At 73.8% G+C, this 20360-nt stretch carries 13 protein-coding genes; 3 read left to right on the forward strand and 10 right to left on the reverse strand.

What is annotated here, in order from left to right:
- Positions 1-255: 255 nt before the first annotated feature.
- The 6 genes from VMF70_00525 to VMF70_00550 form a co-directional block, all read right to left on the reverse strand.
- Positions 256-2007: a sodium:solute symporter family protein gene (locus tag VMF70_00525; protein ID HTT66485.1), complete on the reverse strand. Its 1752-nt coding sequence runs from the start codon at positions 2005-2007 to the stop codon at positions 256-258.
- A complete protein-coding gene (locus tag VMF70_00530) occupies positions 2007-3422 on the reverse strand; it encodes a glycoside hydrolase family 3 N-terminal domain-containing protein (GenBank protein ID HTT66486.1) in 1416 nt (471 codons plus the stop codon). Before VMF70_00530 ends, VMF70_00525 begins: the two co-directional genes overlap by 1 nt.
- The gene (locus VMF70_00535; GenBank protein ID HTT66487.1) at positions 3419-4564 is read right to left on the reverse strand and encodes an anhydro-N-acetylmuramic acid kinase; all 1146 of its coding nucleotides are present in this window, start codon (positions 4562-4564) and stop codon (positions 3419-3421) included. Before VMF70_00535 ends, VMF70_00530 begins: the two co-directional genes overlap by 4 nt.
- The gene (murQ, locus tag VMF70_00540; protein ID HTT66488.1) at positions 4557-5501 is read right to left on the reverse strand and encodes an N-acetylmuramic acid 6-phosphate etherase; all 945 of its coding nucleotides are present in this window, start codon (positions 5499-5501) and stop codon (positions 4557-4559) included. Before murQ ends, VMF70_00535 begins: the two co-directional genes overlap by 8 nt.
- A 15-nt stretch (positions 5502-5516) precedes the next feature.
- Positions 5517-7952: a PAS domain S-box protein gene (locus VMF70_00545; protein ID HTT66489.1), complete on the reverse strand. Its 2436-nt coding sequence runs from the start codon at positions 7950-7952 to the stop codon at positions 5517-5519.
- A 94-nt stretch (positions 7953-8046) separates the two neighbouring features.
- Positions 8047-12129: a sugar-binding protein gene (locus tag VMF70_00550; protein HTT66490.1), complete on the reverse strand. Its 4083-nt coding sequence runs from the start codon at positions 12127-12129 to the stop codon at positions 8047-8049.
- Positions 12130-12213: 84 nt separating this feature from the next.
- Between VMF70_00550 and ggt the strand changes: the two genes are divergently transcribed.
- Genes ggt through VMF70_00565 form a run of 3 tightly spaced genes read left to right on the forward strand, consistent with a single transcriptional unit; the run spans position 12214 to position 17804 of the window.
- Positions 12214-13938 carry a gamma-glutamyltransferase gene (gene ggt / locus VMF70_00555; protein ID HTT66491.1) on the forward strand — a complete coding sequence of 575 codons (1725 nt, stop codon included), beginning with the start codon at positions 12214-12216 and terminating at the stop codon, positions 13936-13938.
- 27 nt (positions 13939-13965) lie between these two features.
- On the forward strand, positions 13966-16032 hold the full coding sequence (locus VMF70_00560) for a S9 family peptidase (GenBank protein ID HTT66492.1): 2067 nt from the start codon (positions 13966-13968) through the stop codon (positions 16030-16032).
- Entirely contained in the window at positions 16032-17804 is a 1773-nt protein-coding gene (locus VMF70_00565; protein HTT66493.1) for an ABC transporter ATP-binding protein, read from the forward strand. Before VMF70_00560 ends, VMF70_00565 begins: the two co-directional genes overlap by 1 nt.
- A 191-nt stretch (positions 17805-17995) precedes the next feature.
- Here the strand turns inward: VMF70_00565 and VMF70_00570 are convergent, their stop codons facing one another.
- Genes VMF70_00570 through VMF70_00585 form a run of 4 tightly spaced genes read right to left on the reverse strand, consistent with a single transcriptional unit; the run spans position 17996 to position 20194 of the window.
- Entirely contained in the window at positions 17996-18703 is a 708-nt protein-coding gene (locus tag VMF70_00570; protein ID HTT66494.1) for a cytochrome c biogenesis protein CcdA, read from the reverse strand.
- Positions 18704-18719: 16 nt separating this feature from the next.
- Positions 18720-19334: an arginine decarboxylase, pyruvoyl-dependent gene (locus VMF70_00575; protein HTT66495.1), complete on the reverse strand. Its 615-nt coding sequence runs from the start codon at positions 19332-19334 to the stop codon at positions 18720-18722.
- 16 nt (positions 19335-19350) lie between these two features.
- Complete coding sequence (locus tag VMF70_00580) at positions 19351-19851, reverse strand: Fur family transcriptional regulator (protein HTT66496.1); 501 nt, start codon at positions 19849-19851, stop codon at positions 19351-19353.
- Positions 19829-20194, reverse strand: a complete 366-nt coding sequence (locus tag VMF70_00585; protein ID HTT66497.1) for a hypothetical protein — start codon at positions 20192-20194, stop codon at positions 19829-19831. The genes VMF70_00580 and VMF70_00585 overlap by 23 nt, the downstream gene beginning before the upstream one ends.
- Between the last annotated feature and the right edge of the window lie 166 nt (positions 20195-20360).

Consider the following 20360-nt stretch of genomic DNA (forward strand, 5'->3'; position numbering starts at 1 on the left):
AGGTGAGAGGCCAGGTGAGAAGTGAGAAGCGCAGGCGAGAGGTGAGAGGCTAGGTAAGAAGTGAGTGGTCGAAAGGCGTGAGAGGCTCGCATCCTCTCACGCCTTTCGCATCTCACCTCTCACGGCTTTCGCCTCTCACCCCTCACGCCTTTCGCTTCTCACTTCTCACTTCTCACGTCTCTCGCCTCTCGCCTCTCACTTCTCACCTCTCTCGCCTCTCGCCTTTCACCTCTCACCTCTCACGCCCTTCCCCTCTCACCTCTTACCCGTCCGTCTCACCTCTCCCGTCTCACCTCTCACCTTCACCTTGCTCCTCACCCCCCACCCCACCACCATCGCGCCCGCGGCTCCCACCGACCAACCCGTCGACCCCACCACCACCCCACCCACCGCCAGCATCGCCCCCAGCACCATCGCCAGCGTCGCCGCGGCCTCGGCGAAGTCCCTCCCCAGCGGCGACGACGGCGCCAGGCCCACCCTCGCGCGCAGCCCGCGCCACCCCGGTCCGCCCGGGCGCGCCCGGGCGTAGAACGCCTCGAGCACCGCCGGCGACTCCGGCGCCGTCAGCAGCATCACCGGCACCCACACCGCCACCGCCCCGAACGCAGTGACCGCCAGCTTGGCACCGAAGCTCAGGTCCGCCAGGCCCGGGACGAAGGTGGCGAGCAGCGCGATGAGCGGCGCCACCAGCAGCGCCGCCCACTCCGCCCACGCGTTCACCCGCCACCAGAACCACCGCAGCAGCAGCACCGTGCCCGAGCCGTTGCCGATCAGGATGATGAACCGGAAGATCTTGCCGACGTCGCTCATCGCGAAGCTCGCGGCCGCCGACAGCACCGTGATCCCCACGGTCGCGACCCGCCCCACCAGCACCAGGCGGGCCTCGGACGACTGCCGGGCCACGAACCGCTGGTAGAGGTCGCGCACCACGTACGACGCACCCCAGATGACCTGCGTGGACACGGAGGACATGAAGGCGGCGATCAGCGAGGCCAGCACCAGGCCGAGCACGCCCACCGGCAGGTAGTGGAGCATCATCAGCGGATACGCGGCCTCCGGGTCCTTGAGCCCCGGCATCACCACCAGCGCCGCGAGCGCCACCACGACCCAGGGCCAGGTGCGCACGACGTACTGGATCACGTTGAACAGCCCCGCCGCGCGCTCCGCCGCCCGCTCGTCCCGGACCGACGAGAGGCGCTGCACGAACAGCCCGCCGCCGTCGGCGCCCCGGTAGGCCCACCACTGGATGCCGATGTAGGCCAGAAACGTCCCGAACGGCAGCGCCGCGTCGCCGGGCCGCGGCACCAGCCGCAGCGCGCCCGCGTGTCCCGCCTGCACCAGCCGCTCGCGCAGCGCGCCGAGGCCGCCGATGTCGGCGAGCGCGAAGCCCGCCACCAGCACGGCGCCGAGCAGGGCGAGGCCGAGCTGCAGGAAGTCGGTCGTCACCACGCCCCACAACCCCGCCGCCGCCACGTAGATCAGCGTGACCACCACGATGGCCACCACGGCCCACCGCTGCGGGTCACCGGGCAGCGGCAGGGCGTTCAGCACCCCGAGCGCGACGATGACCTTCCGCATCGCCAGCATCGCGTAGCCGATGCCCAGGCAGTTGATGGGGATCGCGAACAGCAGCGCGCGGGTGCCCCGGAGGATCGCCGCGGGCCGGCCGCCGTAGCGCAGCTCGATGAGCTCCGCGTCGGTCATGATCGTGGCCCGGCGCCACAGCCGCGCGAGCACCACGGCCATCAGCACGTGGGTGAAGGCGAAGCTCCACCACTCCCAGTTGCCGGCGACCCCGCGCCGGGCCACCACGCCCGTGACGTACAGCGGCGTGTCCACGCTGAACGTCGTGGCCGCCATCGAGGCGCCGGCCAGCCACCACGGGATGGCGCGCCCGCCCACGAAGAACTCCGCCAGGCTCCGCGAGCCGCGCCGCGCGAGCCACATCCCGAGCGCGAGGGTGCCCCCGAGGTAGGCGGCGACGACGATCCAGTCGAGCGTGCGCACTAGGGAGCCAGCAGGCGCTCCGCCGCGGCCCGCTGCATTACCCCGTCGCCCGACCAGGCACACCACACGGGACCCGGCCCCGGGATCTCGGCCACGAGGCGGGGATGCGCGCACAGGACGACCGTGGCGGGCTCCGCCAGGGCCAGCGCCAGGCTCCGCCGGCTCTCCACCGACAGCGAGGCACGGCCCTTCCCGCCCTTCACGTCGCAGAACACCGCCACGACCCGCGCGGCGCCCCGCGCCACGCTCACGCCCCGCGCCGCCAGCGCATCGGCGAGGCCGGTGCGCGGCGGCACGGGGTAGGAGCCGCCGGCGTCGTCGTCGACGATCACGAGGTCCACGGCGTCCCGCACCGCCCGTGCCTCGCCCCGCACCAGGTGCACGGCCGCCCGCGCCAGCACGTCCGCCCGCTCGCCGTGGCGCGCCAGCTCCGGGTCGCTCGCCGCGCGCGAAGGCGCGGCCCGCCCGCACGCCGCCAGGCGCCGTTCCCGCGATGCCTCGAGCCGGCGCGAATCGAGCGCGCCGGACGCGGCCGCGGACTCGAGCGCGGCGACGACGCCCGCCACGTCCTTGGGATAGAGCAGCAGGTCGCAGCCGGCCTCGAGCGCGCGCACCGCGCCTTCGCGCTCGGCCGTCCCGCGGAGCGCGCCCTCCATGATCAGGGCGTCGGTGACGACCAGGCCCTCGAAGCCCAGCTCGCGCCGCAGCAGGTCGTGGAGGATGGCCCGCGAGTGGGTCGCGGCGACGCCGGCCGGATCCAGCGCCGGGTACGCGACGTGGGCCGTCATCACGCCGGCGACCCGGGCGCCGACCGCGCGGCGGAACGGCAGCAGGTCGGCCTCGAGCGCCGCGCGCGGCGCGGAAACCACGGGCAGCTCGGCGTGGGAGTCGGCGGTGGTGCGGCCGTGGCCGGGGAAGTGCTTCGCGCAGGCCAGCACGCCGGCGGCCTGGCACGCGGCGATCCAGGCGGCCGCGGCGCGGCCCACGGTTCCGGCGTCGCCGCCGAGGGCGCGCGTCTGGACGATCGGGTTGGAGGGCTCGACGTCGAGGTCGGCCACCGGGGCGAACGCCCACGAGACGCCGACGTCCCGCGCCTCGGCGGCCGTGAGCGCCGCGGCCTCGGCGACCGCGTCGTCGCCCAGCGACGCCACCGCCAGCGCCGGCGGCAGGGACGTGAGACCGGCCACCTGCTGACCGGCGCCGCGCTCGAAGTCCGACGCGACCAGCAGCGGATGCGGCGCCGCCGCCGCGAGGTCGCGCGTCAGGGCGCGCACCGCGCCGCGCTCGCCGCCGAAGACGATGAACCCGCCGACCCCGAGCGTCAGGGCCGCTTCCACCGCGGGCAGGGCCGGGGCGAAGCCGCGCTCCGGGTCCCAGCGGATGGCCGGCAGGACCAGGGCGGCGAGCGGCCTCACGCCGGGGTGAGACAGCCGAGGATGCGCGGCCCGCGGGCCCCGGTGGCGGCCGGCTCGTTGCCGGGACGGCCGGACCGGGCGAGGTGCCCGAGGAAGGCGAACGCCGCCGCCTCCTTGGCGTCGCCGTCGAAGAACAGCTCGTCGAACGCCCGGTGCTCGGGGCCGCGCCACGCCTCGGCGACCGCGGCGACCAGCGCCGGGTTGCGGGCCCCGCCGCCGGAGCGCACCACGTCGAGCGGCCGCAGCTGGGGCGGGATGAAGCGCTCCGCCGCCTCGCCGATGGCGCGGGCCGTCAGCGCCACGGCGGTGGCGACCGTGTCGGCCGGCGAGGCGGCGTGCTCCCGGCACTGGGCGATGAGCCGGTGGGCGTAGGCCACGCCGAACACCTCGCGCCCGGTCGAGCGCGGCGGCGCCTCGGCGAAGAACGGGTGCGCCAGGCCGGCCTCGACCACGCCCGCCACGGCGCGGCCGGTGCGCGCGATGGCGCCGTCCTCGTCGAACCGGCGGCCGGGGAACAGCCGGCGCACGCACTCGTCGATCACCATCACGCCCGGGCCCGTGTCGAGCGCGAGCACCGGCACGCCGGAGCCACGCGCCGGCACCACGGTGAAGTTGGCGATGCCGCCGAGGTTGAGGAGCGCGCGGGGGCCGTCGGGCCGGGCGAACAGCAGCCGGTCGGCGCGCGGCACCAGCGGGGCGCCGTGGCCGCCGGCCGCGACGTCGCGCGAGCGGAAGTCGGACACGACCGGCACGCCGAGCCGCTCCGCGATGGCCGCCGCGTTCCCCAGCTGGAGGCTCGCCCGCTGCGGCTCGTGCCAGACGGTCAGGCCGTGCGAGGCGACGAACCCGAGCGCGGACGGCGCGACGCCGCCGCGCGCCAGCACCGCGAGCGCCGCGTCGGCGAACCACTGCCCCAGGTCCGCGTCGAGCAGCGCCAGCTCGCGGGCGCTGCCGCCGCTGATGGTGTTGCCGATGCGGTCGCGCTGCGCGTCGCTGAACGGCGTGGTGACGAACGCGAGCAGCTCGAGCGCGTACGCCTCCGGGGCCGGCTCGCCGATCCTGACCAGGGCCGCGCTCACGCCGTCCAGCGAGGTCCCGGACATCAGTCCCACGGCCAGCACCGGGAGCCGGGCCTCAGCCACGGCCGGCGCTCCCGCCGACCGGCGGCGGCTCGCCGACCGCGCGCCGCACGTAGCCCCCGGCCGCGGCCAGCAGCCGCCCGGCCTCCGCGCGATCCACTCCCCGCTTCAGCATCACGATGGCCGTCTTGACGTGCAGGCCGGCCTCCCCCAGCGCGCGGCGCGCGGCCGCGCGGTCCACGCCGCACACCTCCATCACGATCCGCTCGCCCCGGTCCTTGAGCTTGTCCGACAGCGCGACCATGTCCACCATCAGGTTCCCGTAGGCGCGGCCCAGGCGGATCATCGCGCCGGTGGTGACCGTGTTGAGCACGAGCTTGGTGGCCGTGCCGGCCTTCATCCGGGTCGAGCCGGTGAGCGCCTCGGGACCGACCTTCGGCAGGATGGCCAGGTCCGCGTTCACCAGCAGCTCGCGCGGCGGATCGGTGCACGACAGCAGGATCGTCTTGGCGCCGCGGGCGGCCGCGCGTGCCAGCGCCCCCCGCACGTACGGCGTCGTGCCGCTCGCGGCGATGCCGAACACCACGTCGGCGGCACCCACGGCCCTGGCGTCCATCGCCTCCGCGCCGGCGTCGGGATCGTCCTCCGCGCCTTCGGACCCGCGCACCAGCGCCGCCGCGCCACCGGCGATCACGCCCTGCACCATCTCGGGCGGCGTGCCGAACGTCGGCGGGCACTCGGACGCGTCGAGCACCCCGAGCCGGCCGCTGGTGCCCGCGCCGACGTACACGAGCTTCCCGCCGGCGCGGAAGGCGCGCTCGACCATCTCGATCGCGCGGGCCACCTCGTCGCGCACCGCCCAGACCGCGTCCGGCACCAGACGGTCCTGGCGGTTCAGCAGCTCGACGATGCGCGCCGGATCTGCGACGTCGATGTCGGCGGTGTCGGGGTTCCGCTGCTCCGTGAGCCGGGGGTCGTGCGAGGCGGAGGGCGACGTCATGGGCCGGCGGGGAAACTACGCGCCGTCACCGCGGGCGGGAGGGGAGTCGCCGGCGTCCGGCGGCGCGACCGGGGCGGCCGACGGCGCGAACCGCGGCAGGTGGATCGTGAACGTGGTGCCGCGGCCCGTCTCGCTGTCCACCCAGATGTACCCCCCGCTCTGCTTGACGATGCCGTACACCGTGGCCAGGCCCAGCCCGGTGCCGCGCCCCTGCTCCTTGGTCGTGAAGAAGGGCTCGAACAGTCGCGACCGGGTCTCGGCGTCCATGCCCTGGCCCGAGTCCCGGATCCGCAGCATCACGTAGCGGCCGGGCTCGACCGCCGCGCGCCCGTGCGCGCGCACCTCGTCGGCGTCCGCGCCGCCGGTCTCGATCGACAGGGTCCCGCCCTCGGGCATCGCATCGCGGGCGTTGACCGCCAGGTTCACCACGACCTGCTCCAGCTGGCTCGGGTCGGCCCGCACCAGGCCGATGTCCCGGGCCAGGCTGGTCTCGAGCGCCACGTCCTCGCCGATCAGCCGGCGCAGCAGCTTCTCCATCTCGCGCACGATGGCGTTGAGGTCCAGCAGCCGGGGCTGCAGCACCTGGCGGCGGCTGAACGCCAGCAGCTGGCGGGTGAGGTCGGCCGCCTTGAGCGCAGCCCGCCGCACCTCCTCCGCGTCGTCGCGCGCCGGATGCTCCGGACCCAGCGACACCAGCAGGAAATCCACGTAGCTCAGGATCGCGGTGAGCAGGTTGTTGAAGTCGTGCGCGATGCCGCCCGCGAGCCGCCCGACCGCCTCCATCTTCTGGACCTGGCGCAGCTGGCCCTCGAGGGCCACCCGGGTGGACACGTCCGCCGCCACGCCGATCACCGTGGTGACGGCGCCGCGCTCGTCGCGCACCGGCGAGTACCACAGCTCGAAATGTGCCGCCCCGACGATCGCCGTGGTCCTGAACGCCTCGCCTGCCAGGGCGCGGCGCGCGTCGGCGAGGATCTCCGGGTGGTCCCGGTACACGTCGAACACCGAGCGGCCGACCAGCTCTCCCGGCTTGAGCCCGAGCGTCTCGAGGCCCTTCCCCTCCGACAGCACGAACGTCCCCTGCGGGTCCCACGCGAACAGCACGATGGGCACGCTGCTGATCACCGCGCGGAAGATGCGCTCGCTGCTCTTGAGGGCCTCCTCCGCGCGCTTGCGCTGCGTGACGTCCCGGATCGCCACCATCCGGATCGGCCGCCCGCGATACTGCGCCATCCGCGCCGACAGCTCGGCGACGAAGGCGGAGCCGTCCTTGCGCAGGCCCTCCGCCTCGTAGGCCGTCACCCGCCCGTCGCGGATCGCTTCGAGCACCCGCACCCGGCCCTCGGCGGTGCCGAAGTCGAGGATCGACCGGCCGATCACCTGGCGGAGGTCGTCGTACCCGAACAGCCGCACGAACGCGTCGTTGACCTCGACGATGCGCCCGTTCTCGTGCAGCAGGATGGCCTCGGTCGTCGCGCTCTCCAGCGCCCGCAGCCGCGACTCGCTGTCACGCAACGCGTCGGCGGCGCGCTTGCGCTCGATCGCCATCGCGATCTGCGTCGAGACGAACCGGAGGACGCTCAGCTCCGTCTCGCCCAGCCGGAGCCCCTCGCTGTAGGTCTGCACCGCCAGCACGCCGATGGTCTTGCCCCCGGTGACGAGCGGCACGCCCAGCCAGTCGATCGACGGCGCACCGATCAGCTCCACCTCGCCCTGCGCCTCGAGCTTCGCCTGGACTTCCGGCGTCACCAGGATGCCGCGGCCGGTCCGCAGCACGTACTCGGTCAGCCCCTTCCCCGGCCGCTTGGGCAGCGGATACTCGCGGTCCACCTCGTCCACGTAGTAGGGGAAGCTCACCAGGTCGTGCTCGGCGTCGTACAGCGCGATGTAGAAGTTGCCCGCGGGCATCAGCTCGCCGACGATGCCGTGGATCGCGCCGAACAGCTCCGGCAGGCCCGGGACCGTGAGGGCTGCCTCCGAGATCCGCTGGGTCGCCTTCTGCAGCGTCTCCCCCCAGCGGCGCTCGGTGACGTCCACGGCCGTGAGCAGCACCGCGCCCACGCGTCCCTGGCGCACGATGGGCAGTACCCGCGCCTCGTACAGGGTGGCGGCGTTCGCCGGGCCGGCCGCGGGGAACTCGCGGATCGCCGGCCTCGCGGTGCGGAACACGCGGTCGAGCACGGTCTCGGCGGCCGCGCGGTGGGCCGGCGCGAGCAGGTCGAACACGCTCCCGCCGACGACGTCGCGGCGGGCGAGGTGGGCTGGCACGCGGTTCACGTAGGAGACGCGCCGTTCCCGGTCCACGATCAGGACCAGGTCCGGGGAGTTCTCGAACAGCGACTGCCACAGCTCCGGCGCCTGGCGGAGCGGCTCGAGGGCCGAATCGGCGTCGGGCGCCGCCTTCGGGGAGCGTGGCGCGCGCCGGGCGACGCCTTTCTTGCGCGCCGGCATCAGCGGGAGCGGTGTCTCGGCGGGGCGGTCGTCATCGGCGCGACCGTAAGGTTACGCCCGCCGGAATGCCGCCGCCAGAGCCGCCGGCGCCTCGTCACCGCCGCTCCGCCCGCACGACCGCCGTGCCGTGCGGCGCGATCACGAGCGCAGCGGCGATCGGCGCGCCCGCACGCTCGTCACTGTCGCTCGCCGTCAGCGCCGCGCGGATCCCGCGCCGCCACCGCAGCGTCACCCGCTGCTCGGCCGACGTCGGGTTCGCCAGGGAGACCATCCACGACCGTCCGTCGGCGCCGGGCCGGAGCGCCGTGACCAGGACGGCATCGGGGGCCACGCGCAGCAGCGGCTCCGCCGCGGGGCGGCGGCCCGCCGCCGGGGCCACGAGCAGCGGCTCGCGCGCCTCCGCGCCCGCCCGCGCCGCGGCGTCCGCGCGGAACGCGCCGTGCGGACGGATCGAATAGCGGAAGGTCACCGGACCTTCCTGGTCGGCCCTGTAGTTGGTGTGCCAGTAGTTGTTCATCACGTATGCGTAGAAGGTCTGCGACGGCGGGATCGCCCGCATCCACGGGGACTCGGCGTTGATCCCGCCGATCTCCACCAGCGGCGCGTCGGGGGTCGTGACGGTCGCGCCGAGGCTGTCGTTGGACACGTCCACCCAGCTCTGCGCCTCGACGAAGTTCCGCGCCGAGCCGGGGAGCTGGTCGGAGTCCGGGCGCACGACGGCCGACGCCACGTCGAACCGCACCTGGCCGCCCCGGACCCGCAGCGGGAAGGCGACGTGCACGCCCTCGGGCGTGCGCACGGCGGTCTTGTCGATCGTCACGTCGACGTCGACGCGCCCGAGCCCGCTCACGACCCGCACCTCGCGCCGGAGCGTGCGGGCGCCGGGCGCGCGGGCGTCGGTGACCAGCGCGGCCACCAGCGGCCCGCGCTCCGCCACCCGCCAGCGCCCGTCGGTCGGACCGGCGGCGGCGGAGGAGTCGCGGCCGGCGACGTAGCGGTAGTCCGCGAGCAGGGGCCGGTGCGACGGGTCCACCAGGTCCGCGTCGCGCGCATTCCACATCAGGCCCGCCACGGCGCCGCTCGCGCTGTCGAGACCCGCGGCGACCAGGCGGTTGCGGACGGTCGCGCCCTCGGCGCGCGCGTCGCCACGGCCCGCGGCGCGGCCCGCCCGCACGAAATAGCGGCGCGCCGAGAACGGCGGCACGCTGACCAGCACCGCCAGCTCGCCGCTCGCGAGCCGCTGCGAGGGGACGGCGCGGCCGTCGGGCCCCACGACCCGGTCGCCGGCGCGGCTCAGCTCCGCCGGCACGCGCACCAGGTCGGTGCGCGCCCACGACGACGTGTTGAACACGTCGAACGCACCCGGCACCGACGCGCCCCGCGTCGCCAGCGCGCCCGCCGCGAGCGCACGCGACAGGCTGTCGGCGCCGAAGGCGAACGCCTGCTTGTAGCGCCACTGGGCCACGACGTCGGGCGCGTCGGGCGTCTCGATGCTCGCCGCCGCCCCCCAGGTGTGCTCGTCCCATAGCACCACGTCGCGCCACGCGGCGTAGTCGTCGGCCGCCGGGAACCGCGCCGGCGCCAGCATCGCCCACAGCGCACCGGCCTGCACCAGCCGGCTCGAGGCCGCGCGTGCCAGCGCCGTCTCCCGCGCGGTCGAGGCGGCCCCATCCTCCCAGTAGCCCGTGAGGTCGCCCGCCACCACCGGGATCCGCCCGGCGGCGGTCGACGCCAGCGCGTCGAACAGCTGCGCGTGGGTCGCGACCACCAGCCGCGGCGACGCGTAGCGCCGGTTCCACTCGCGCACGTAGTCGGGCAGATCCGGGTCGGTGGGCCCGTTGTCGCCGTCCACCGTGTACGGGAGCTGCACCGGCACGTACGGATAGCCGGCCGTCTCGAGGCGCTGCATGAGCGAAAACAGCCGCCTCTCGCCGAACAACCGGATGCGCGCCTCGTGGAACAGCGAGTAGCTCGCCCCGGCCACCCAGGTGAGCACGGTGTCGCGGCCGGACTGGGACACCCAGTAGAAGGGGCGGTCGCCCCAGTCCTGCAGCACGTAGCCGACGCGGTCGCCGTTGTTGGGCGCGATGGCGAAGCGGTGGATCCCGCTCTGCGCGAGCGCGGTGACGATTCCCCACGACTGCCCGGGGATGTCCGAGATCAACGCCGTGGTGATCGGGAGGCTGTCCTCCCGCCTGAGCCGCCGCGCGTAGTCGAAGAAGTGGGTCATCTCCGGCGCGGTCGCGAGACCGGACAGCACCCCCGCCTCGAACGCGTTGAGGCCGATGCTGCCTTCCCGTACCGCCGCGAACAACCGCGCCCGGTCCGCGGGCGAGGCCTGCGCCAGCCAGCTCTCCACCGGCCAGAGCACCTCGACGTTCCAGCGGAACCGCGCCTCCGGCGGGTAGTCCCGCGTGCGGTCGATCAGCGCCAGCGCGTCCTCGATGTTCCGCCACTGCTTCGCGCGCACCCGGTCCTGCAGGTCGGAGTAGCCGATGTCGTTGTGGGAGTACGGCAGCAGGTACACGTCGCGCCGCGGCACGCTCCGCAGCGCCACCGCGGTGTCGAGCGCGGGCACCCCGTCGAGGCGCACCACCACCCGGACCGAGCCCGCGCCCGTGACCGCGGGGGCCACGGCGTGCACGACGTTGCCGCCGAACCCGAGCGTGGCGCCGACCGCCGGCCGGTCGCCCACCGTCACCGTCGCGCGGTGGTAGTTGGCCAGGTTGTCGAGGATCACCCGGAGCTGCGCGGCCGTGGTGTCGCCGTCGCGGACCAGCACCGGGTCCTGCGCCACCCGCGGATGGACGGCGAGGCGGTGCCGGAAGGTCATGTACCAGTCGTTGCTCTCCGCGTCGGCGCCGGTCACGGCCAGCTCGACCGGCCGCCCCGGCGTCAGCTGCGACCGCGGCAGTCGCAGCGTCATGTAGCCGAACACGTCCTGGAACTGGTCCACCAGCGTGGTGCGGAAGGCGAGGCGCCCGCCCGCCGAGTCGGCCACGGACCAGTCCCGCACCATCGAGTCGCGGATGCTGCTGAAGGTGAGGCGGTGCCGCCCGCCGATCGCGAAGTCGAACGCGTGGACGCCCTTGCTGCCCGCCAGGCCGGCGATCCACACGAACGTCACCGTGTCAGCCGTCAGCGACGCCGGCACGGTGTCGGTCAGCCAGGTCACCGAGCGGACCTCGCGGCGCGCGCGCGCCAGCAGCGCCGTCTCCGCCTCGGGGTGCGGCGAGTGGTAGGCGATGGTGGCGCCCGCCACGTCCGCCAGGTAGCCGCTCAGCACCGGCACGGCCGGCGCCCGCGCGGACGGCGGCGCGCCGCGCGGCGGCACGGCCGGTGGCAGCCCCGGCGCTGCGGGCGGACGCCGGTCGGCGCGGGTCGCCGAGAATTCGACGAAGCCCCAGTGCTCGGGCTGGTGCATGTCCACCATCCCCTGCGGCGACCACACCCAGTTGTCCTCCCGGAGGTCCGGCACCTTCCGGTACGCGCCGCCGGCCACGTCGGTGAGCCACTCCACGCGCGAGTAGTTGATGCGCCACCGCTGCCCCGGGCGCGGGGCCTCGGTGGTGTGGCTCGCCCGCACCAGCGCGCGCCAGGGAATCGCGATGGTCACCGTCCACCCGGAGTCCGCGTCGCCGGGGTGGTTCAGCGTCCCCAGGACCTTCACCCCGGTCCTCAGGCCCTCGATGTTCCAGGCGTCGTCCGCGTGGCCGCCCTCGCGGTAGGGCTTCTCCAGGAACAGGTCCCACACGGTGTTGAGGGCGTTGATCTCCAGCTCGGCGTAGTCCTTCGCGTCGCCGTCGGGGTCGATGAACATCTCGAAGTCGTTGTCGTGGAAGATGACGGCGTCCCGCCGGGTGATCGTGCCCCACACGTCGGGCTCCTGCAGCTCGGCGCCCACGTAAAGGTAGGCGTCGTCCCACAGCATCTTCATTCGCGTCGCGAAGCGGGGCGAGGGCCGAACGTCGCCCTCGATGTCGACGAACGCCTCCGACCACGGGGCGGCGCGCCACACGGGGTCGTCCAGCGAGCCGTCCATGCGCGGGGCACCGTGCGCGCGATAGCAGACGTAGGCGCGCGGCGCCGGCTGCGCGGACGCCGCGCGGGCCGCCAGGGCGGCGGCCACGAGCAGCGGAAGGGCGAGCGGGTGCGGTACGATCGGGATGCGGGTCATCGCGGTTCCTCCGGTGGAGACGGCGCGCGCCGGACCACGCACGAAAGCTGGCGCCGTCCCGGCGCCGCGGCTAGCGTTCCTGCCATGCCACGACCCGGGGCACTGCTGCTGGCCGTGCTGGCGGCCGGATGCGGCGCGCCCGGCGCCGGACTCCAGACCTCATCGCACCGGACCTTCCCCGCCGCCTGGCGGTACCAGACGCCGCCGGCGCCCGTGGCCGGCCGCTACGCGATGGTGGTGTCGGACCATCCGCGCGCCAGCGAGGTGGGGGTCGAGGTGCTGCGCCGCGGCGGCAACGCCGTCGACGCGGCGGTCGCCGTCGCCTTCGCCCTCGCCGTGGTCCACCCGCGGGCCGGCAACATCGGCGGCGGCGGGTTCCTCGTCTACCGCGCCGCCGACGGCCGCGACTACGCGCTCGACTTTCGCGAGACCGCCCCTGCGGCGGCCCGCGCCGACATGTACGTCGGTGCCGCGGGACCGTTCGCCGGGAGCGTCACGGGCGCGCGGGCGGCCGGCGTGCCCGGCAGCGTGGCCGGGCTCGCCGAGATGCACCGCCGCTTCGGGCGCCTGCCGTGGAGCGACCTGGTCGCGCCGGCCGTCGATCTGGCGCGCGACGGCGTGGTGCTCGACGCCCACCGCGCGGCCGCCTACAACGACACCGTCGTCCGGCGCCTGAGGCTGTTCCCCTCGTCGGTCGCCGCCCTGCTCCCGGGCGGGCGGCGCCCGCGGGTGGGCGACACCCTGCGCCAGCCCGACCTGGCGCGGACCCTGGAGGCCATCGCCGACTCGGGGCCCGACGTCTTCTACCGCGGGCACGTCGCCGAGCAGATCGTGGCGGAGATGCACCGCAGCGGCGGCATCATCACCCTCGCCGACCTGCGCGGCTACCGCGCCCGGTGGCGCGCGCCGCTCGAGACGACCTACCGGGGCTGGGGCGTGATCGGGATGCCGCCGCCATCGAGCGGCGGCGTGACGCTGGCCGAGATCCTCAACATCCTCGAGGCCTCCGGCCCGCTGCCGCGGTACGGATCCGCCGCGCTCATGCACCTCGAGATCGAGGCGATGCGGCGCGCCTTCGCGGACCGCAACACGGCCCTCGGCGATCCCGACTTCGTGACCATGCCGGTCGCCCGGCTCACCAGCAAGTCGTACGCCGCCGCGCTGGCACGCGGCGTGGACGACAATCGCGCCACGCCGACGGGCGACGTGCCGGCCGTGGACGAGGGGCAGCACACCACTCACTTCTCCGTCGTGGACCCCGAGGGGAACGCCGCCGCCGTCACCACCACGCTGAACGACGACTTCGGCTCGGCGCTCGTGGTCGACGGGGCCGGCTTCCTGCTCAACGACGAGATGGACGATTTCACCACCAGGCCCGGCGCCCCGAACCTGTACGGGCTGGTGCAGGGCGAGGCGAACGCGATCGCGCCGGGCAAGCGGATGCTCTCGGCGATGGCGCCCACCGTCGTGCTGGATCCGGCCGGGCGGCTGGCCCTGGTGACGGGATCGCCCGGCGGCCCGCGGATCATCAGCGCCGTGGCCCAGGTCGTCTCCAACCTGATCGACCAGGGCATGTCGCTCGAGCAGGCGATCGCGGCGCCGCGGATCCACCACCAGGCGCAGCCCGACTCGGTGTACTGGGAGCGCGGCGGGCTGACGGCCGACCAGCGCCGCGTCCTCGCGGCCATGGGCTACCGGTTCCGCGCCCGGCCGCTGTTCATCGGCGACGTCAACACCGTTCTCGTGACCCCGCAGGGCCTGCAGGGCCTGGCGGACCCGCGCCGCGGAGGCGGCGCGGCGGGGTGGTAGACCGATCACCACAGCCGGAGGCACGCCATGACACGCCGCATCGCCCTCGCCGTCCTCGCGCTCGCCGCCGCGGCCCACCCGGCCCGCGCGCAGCAGCGCCACCCCATGACCGTGCGCGAGTTCCTGAGCATCGCGCGTCCCGGCGAGCCTGCGATCTCCCCCGACGGGCGGTGGGTGGCCTACAACGTGACCGAGCCCGATCTCACCGCGTACCGCAAGCGCACCGACCTGTGGCTGGCAGGCGTGACCGGCGGCGAGGCGCGGCGCGTGTCGACCGACTCCCTGGGCGGCCGTAGCGCGCGCTGGTCGCCCGACGGCAAGGCGCTCGCCTACGTCACCACCCGCGGCGGCACGCCGCAGGTGTGGATCTACGAGCCGGCGACCGGCACGCGGCGGCAGCTCACCAGCCTCCCGACCGGCGCGGACGGCCCGCTGTGGTCGCCGGCCGGCGGCCTGATCGCGTTCGTCTCGTCGGTGTACCCCGACTGCGCCGACGACGCCTGCAACGGGCGGCGGGCCGACGCCGCCGACGGCAACCCCGGCGCGCCGCGGATCTACGACCACCTGTTGTACCGCCACTGGATGTCCTGGGACGACGGCACGCGGAGCCACCTGTTCGTCGTGCCGGCCGGCGGCGGGACGCCGCGCGACCTGCTGGCGGGCAAGGACTACGACACGCCGGTGCCTCCGTTCGGCGGCACGGCCGACTACGCATGGAGCTCCGACGGGAAGCAGCTGGCGTTCACCACCAAGGTGGGGCGCGACCAGGCGTGGACCACGAACTCCGACATCTACACGGTGCCGGTCGCCGGCGGCGAGCCGGTCAACCTGACGGCGGACCTGCCCGGCGCCGAGTCGGGGCCGGCCTACTCGCCCGACGGCCGCTGGCTGGCCTTCCTGTCGCAGGCCACGGCCGGCTACGAGTCGGACCGTTTCCGGCTGATGGTGAAGGATCTCGCCAGCGGCGCGGTGCGGGAGCTGCCCAAGGCGTTCGACCGCTGGATCGGCGAGTACGCCTGGGAGCCCAGCTCCCAGGGCCTGATCGCCATCGCCGAGGACCGCCAGGCCAACCGCATCTTCCACATCACCATCGGCGGCGACGTGCATCACATCCATCCCGGGGGCGACGCATCGCAGCTCTCGCTCGGGAGCGACGGCGCCCACGACGTGATGGCGTACGTGAGCGACGGGATGGACAAGCCGCCGCAGGTGTTCGTGTGGCGCATCGATCACCAGCATCCGGCCCCGCCGCTCCAGGTGACGCACCTCAATGCCGCGCTGCTGGCGACGCTCGACCTGCCGGCGGCCACCGAGATCGGCTGGCTCGGTGCCGGGGGTGACAGCGTCTTCGGCTGGCTCCTGAGGCCGCCGGGCTTCGACCCGAGCCGGCGCTACCCGCTGCTGGTGCTGGTGCACGGCGGGCCGCAGGGGGCGTGGACCGACGACTTCCACCCGCGCTGGAACCCGGCGATGTTCGCCGCACCCGGCTACGTGACGTTCATGCCCAACCCCCGCGGCTCCACCGGCTTCGGCCAGCGGTTCATCGACGAGATCGCACGCGACTGGGGGGGCAAGGCCTACGAGGACATCATGAAGGGCGTGGACGTGGTGGCGGCGCTGCCGTACGTCGACTCGACCCGGATGGGCGCGGCCGGCGGCTCGTTCGGCGGACACATGGTCAACTGGATCAACGGCCACACCACGCGCTTCAAGGTGCTGGTCGCGCACGACGGCGACTTCAACCTCAGCTCGTTCTACGGGGCCACCGAGGAGCTGTGGTTCCCCGAGCACGACCTGGGTGGACCGCCGTGGGCGGACCGCACCGACTACGACCGCTGGTCGCCGGACCGGTTCGCCTCGGCGATGCGCACGCCGGAGCTGGTGGTCCAGGGCGGGCTCGACTTCCGCATCCCGGCGACCGAGGGCATGCAGGCGTTCACGGCGCTGCAGCGGCAGAACGTGCCCTCGCGCTTCCTCTACTTCCCGGACGAAGGGCACTGGGTGCTGAAGCTGCAGGACCAGCTGGTGTGGTGGACCACCGTGCAGGAGTGGCTGGCGCGTTACCTCAGCCCCGGGACGCCGCCGCAGCGCTGATGCGCAGCCTCAAGGCGCTGCTCCCGTACTACCGGCCCTACCTCGGCCGGATGGCCGTCGGCCTGCTGCTGGTGGTGGTGGCCAACGTATTCACGCTGGCGACGCCCGACTTCCTGCGCCGTGGCGTGGACGCGCTGGGCCGGCCCGGCGCGTCGCGCGTGCTGGTGGCGATGGCCGCCGGCCTCGTCGGCGCGGCGCTGCTGGGGGGCGCCGCCCGATTCGGGATGCGGCAGATCCTCAACGCGGTCAGCCGGTGGATGGAGTACGACCTGAGGAACGCGCTGTTCCAGCACCTGGAGACCCTGCAGCCCTCGTTCTTCCACCGCACGCCGACCGGCGACATCATGGCGCGGGCGACCAACGACCTCTCGGCCGTGCGGATGGCCGCGGGTCCCGCGATCATGTACCTCACCGACACGGTGAGCCGCGCGGTGATGGCCATCCCGCTGATGGTCCGGATCGACTGGCGCCTCACTGCGCTCGGGCTGGTCCCGCTGCTCGGGATGCCGAGCGTGATGATCCTGCTCGGCCGCACCATCCACCAGCGCTTCGAGTCGGTGCAGGAGCACTTCGCGACGCTGACCACGCAGGCCCACGAGAACCTCAGCGGCGTGCGGGTGGTGCGCGCCTACCGGCAGGAGGACGCGGAGACCCGGAAGTTCGCGGCCCTGAACCTCGAGTACCTGCGGCGGAACATGCGGCTCGCCAAGACCTTCGGCGCCCTGTTCCCCCTGATCACGTTCTTCGGCGGATTCGGCGGCGTGCTCACGCTGTGGTTCGGGTCGCTGCTCGTGGTGCGCGGCACGGTCACCCTGGGCATGTACATCGCCTTTACGACCTATCTCGTGCTGCTGGTCTGGCCGATGATCGCCTTCGGGTGGGTCATCAACATCTTCCAGCGCGGCGCCGCCTCGATGGACCGGATCCAGCAGCTGATGAACGAGCGGCCCACCATCACCAGCCCGCCGCTGCCGCTCGCCCTCCCGCCGGCCCGGGGCGGGCGCAGCGTGGAGTTTCGCGGCGTGTGGTTCCGCTACCCGGTGCCCCGGCCGGCCGACGGCCAGCACGGCGACCGCGGGTGGGCGCTCCAGGACGTGTCGTTCGCCGCACCGTCCGGCGCGTGGGTTGCCGTGGTGGGGGCGACCGGTGCGGGCAAGACCACGCTGGTGGAGATGGTCGCGCGGCTCGCGGACCCCGACCGCGGCGAGGTGCTGCTGGACGGCCTGCCGCTGCGGACGCTGGCACTGGCCGACCTGCGGCGCGCGGTGGGCCTCGTCCCGCAGGAGACGTTCCTGTTCTCGCAGACCATCGGCGAGAACATCGAGGTGGGGGCCCCGGACCGCGCCGCGGCGGAGGCAGCCGCGCGCGTGGCCCAGCTGCACGAGACGGTGATCGCCTTCCCCGGCGGCTACGAGACGATGCTCGGCGAGCGCGGCATCAACCTCTCGGGCGGCCAGAAGCAGCGCGCGGCGCTCGCCCGCGCCCTCGCCCGCCGGCCCGAGGTGGTCGTCCTCGACGACGCGCTGTCGGCGGTGGACACCGACACCGAGGCCGCGATCCTGCGGGAGCTGAAGCGGACGCTCGTGGGCGTGACCACGCTGGTCGTCTCGCACCGCATCACCGCCATCCGCGACGCCGACCTGATCGTCGTGCTCGAGCAGGGCCGCGTCGTCGAGACCGGCAAGCACGAGCAGCTGTTCGAGAGGCGGGGCAGATACTGGCAATTGCTCCGCCGGCAACAGCTCGAAGAATCACTAGAGAAGGCAGGCTAGAAGGAGATCGGTGGACAGAACAGTTGCCAGACGCCAAGTTGCCAGTGGTTACAAGAGGCAAGACGAGAGGGGCCAGACCAGAGGTCAGTAACGACAACTGGACTGGCTCCTGAATACTCATCTGGCAACCACTGACACCTTGGCGTCTGGGAACTGTTCTGAATTCGGACGTCGGACAACCGACTTCGGAACTAGAGTCGGCTGCGCAGGAATTCGGGCGTCAGCCCCTGCAGCCATCCCGACAGCAGCGTGAAGCTCCCCGTCACCAGCAGCAGCCCCACGGCCACCAGCAGGACGCCCGCCACCCGCTCGACCCAGCCGATGTAGCGCCGGAACCGCTGGAACCAGCGCAGGAAGCCCTCCAGCGCCCACGCCGCGACCAGGAACGGGATGGCGAGGCCGAGCGAGTACGCGGCCAGCAGCGCGAGGCCCTGCCCCAGGTCGGCGCGACTGGAGGTGTACAGCAGGATCGAGCCCAGGATCGGCCCGATGCACGGCGTCCATCCGGCTCCGAACGCGACGCCCACCAGCACCGATCCGAGGAAGCCGAGCGGCTTGTCGGACAGCTGGATGCGCGCCTCGCGGGAGAGCGCGCCGATCCGGAGCACGCCGAGGGTGTAGAGCCCGAGGGCGACGATCACGACCCCGCCGACGCGCTCGACCCAGCGCTGGTAGGACTTGAGCAGCAGGCCCAGCTCGGTGGCCGTGGCGCCCAGCGCGACGAAGATGAGGGAGAAGCCGATGACGAACAGCGCCGCGTGGAGGAGCGCGAGGTGGCGGCGCGAGCCCAGCTCGGCGACCCCGCTCACGCCCGTGACGAAGGACAGGTAGCTCGGCACCAGCGGCAGCACGCAGGGCGACAGGAACGACAGCAGCCCTGCGAGGAACGCTACGGCCACGCGCGGCGCCCGCCGGCTAGGCGGCGGGCTTCGGCGGCGGCGGGGCCGGCGGCGGCGCGGGCGGCGCCTCGCCCACCTGGTTGAACTCGACGTACACGCACGACGCCACCACCGTGGTCCACAGCCCGTCGGGACCGCACTCCGCGGTCTGGGTCACGTTGCGCGTCTTCACGATGTCGCCCGACATCAGGTACACCGCGCGGCGCTCGTCCCACGCCTGGTTGGGGTCGAACGGCACGCCCAGGGTCGTCGCCAGCATCGACGCCGCCAGGTCCTCGGCGTAGTCGCCGGCGATCTCCTCCTTCTGCCCGTACGCGTGGTGCTCGGAGATGTAGCCGTAGTGGTTCGGGTCGGCCGGGATGGCCAGCCCGATGGAGGCCGCCACCATCCGGCTCGGCTCGTTGGTCGCCATCTCGGCCAGCACCGCGAACACCACCTGGCCGGGCCGCAGCAGCTGCACGCCTTCCTGGCGCGTCACCAGCTTGCCGTGCGGCGGGAAGATCGAGCTGACGCGCACCAGGTTGCACTTCTCGATGCCGGCGTCGCGCAGCGCCATCTCGAAGCTGGTCAGCTTCTCCTTGTGGCGGCCCACGCCTCGGGTCAGGAACCCCTTGGTCGGCACGAAATGCATGGGATCGAACACTTCGCTACCTCTGGTCGGACTGCGACGGGGTTGGAGAGGAGGGCGCCGCGGCGTCCTTGAGCTGGCAATCCCGGCACAGGCCGTAGATGTCCAGCCGGTGATGATGGTGCTGAAACCCGTACTCCTCGGCCACCAGCGCCTTGAGGCGCTCCAGCCGCTCGTTGGTGAACTCGGTGACGGTGCCGCAGCGCATGCAGATGAGGTGCTCGTGGTGCGGGTGGCCGGGCACCCGCTCGTAGCGGCGGAAGCCCTCGCCGAAATCCCGCTCGCTGATCATGCCGCTCCGCGCCAGGATGTCGAGGGTGCGGTACACGGTGGCCTTGCCGATGTGGAGCCCCCGCTCGCGCAGCCGCTGCTCGATGTCCTCCACCGACAGGTGGCCGCGGGAATCGAGCACCACCTCCGCCACCTGCTCGCGCTGCGTGGTCACCGGCAGGCTGTGCTCCCGCAGGTAGCGGCGGAACTCGTCCAGCTGGGACTGCTCACTCGGTGGTGGAACGCTCACCCTGGACCGCCTTCCACGCGGTGAGATCCACGGGCTCGGCGTCGCCCGCCTCGTCCGCCCGCCGCCGCACGCCCTCGAGCACCTCGGGCAGCAGGCCGGCCGGCGCCTCGGCCGTCTCCTCGACCGTCACCGCCACCCGGCCCCGCTCGGGCCCCTTGAGCGACACCACGAAGCGCGCGCGGTAGACCAGGCGCCGGTCGCCGCCCACGATCCGGCTCACGACGGCCACTGCGTGCTCGCGCCCCTCGCGGCGCACCGGCGGGAACGCGTACACGGCCTCCACTTCCTCGCGCGGCATCCGCTCCGCCAGCGCCTCCAGGAGCCGCTCCACCGCCTCGCTCACCGCCGCCCCCGCCCCCGCCCGCGCCCAAGAAGAAGCCGGCCGCCGGGGAAGTCCCCATCGGCCGGCAGCTGCGAGCACGACGCGCCTTCCGCCTTCATCGAGGAGGGCCCGCCGCAAGAACGGGACGCGAAGGGGGCTGACGGGCCATGAGCGGCGCGAATAATAC

The organism is Gemmatimonadales bacterium, assembly GCA_035502185.1.
Lineage (GTDB): Bacteria > Gemmatimonadota > Gemmatimonadetes > Gemmatimonadales > JACORV01 > Fen-1245.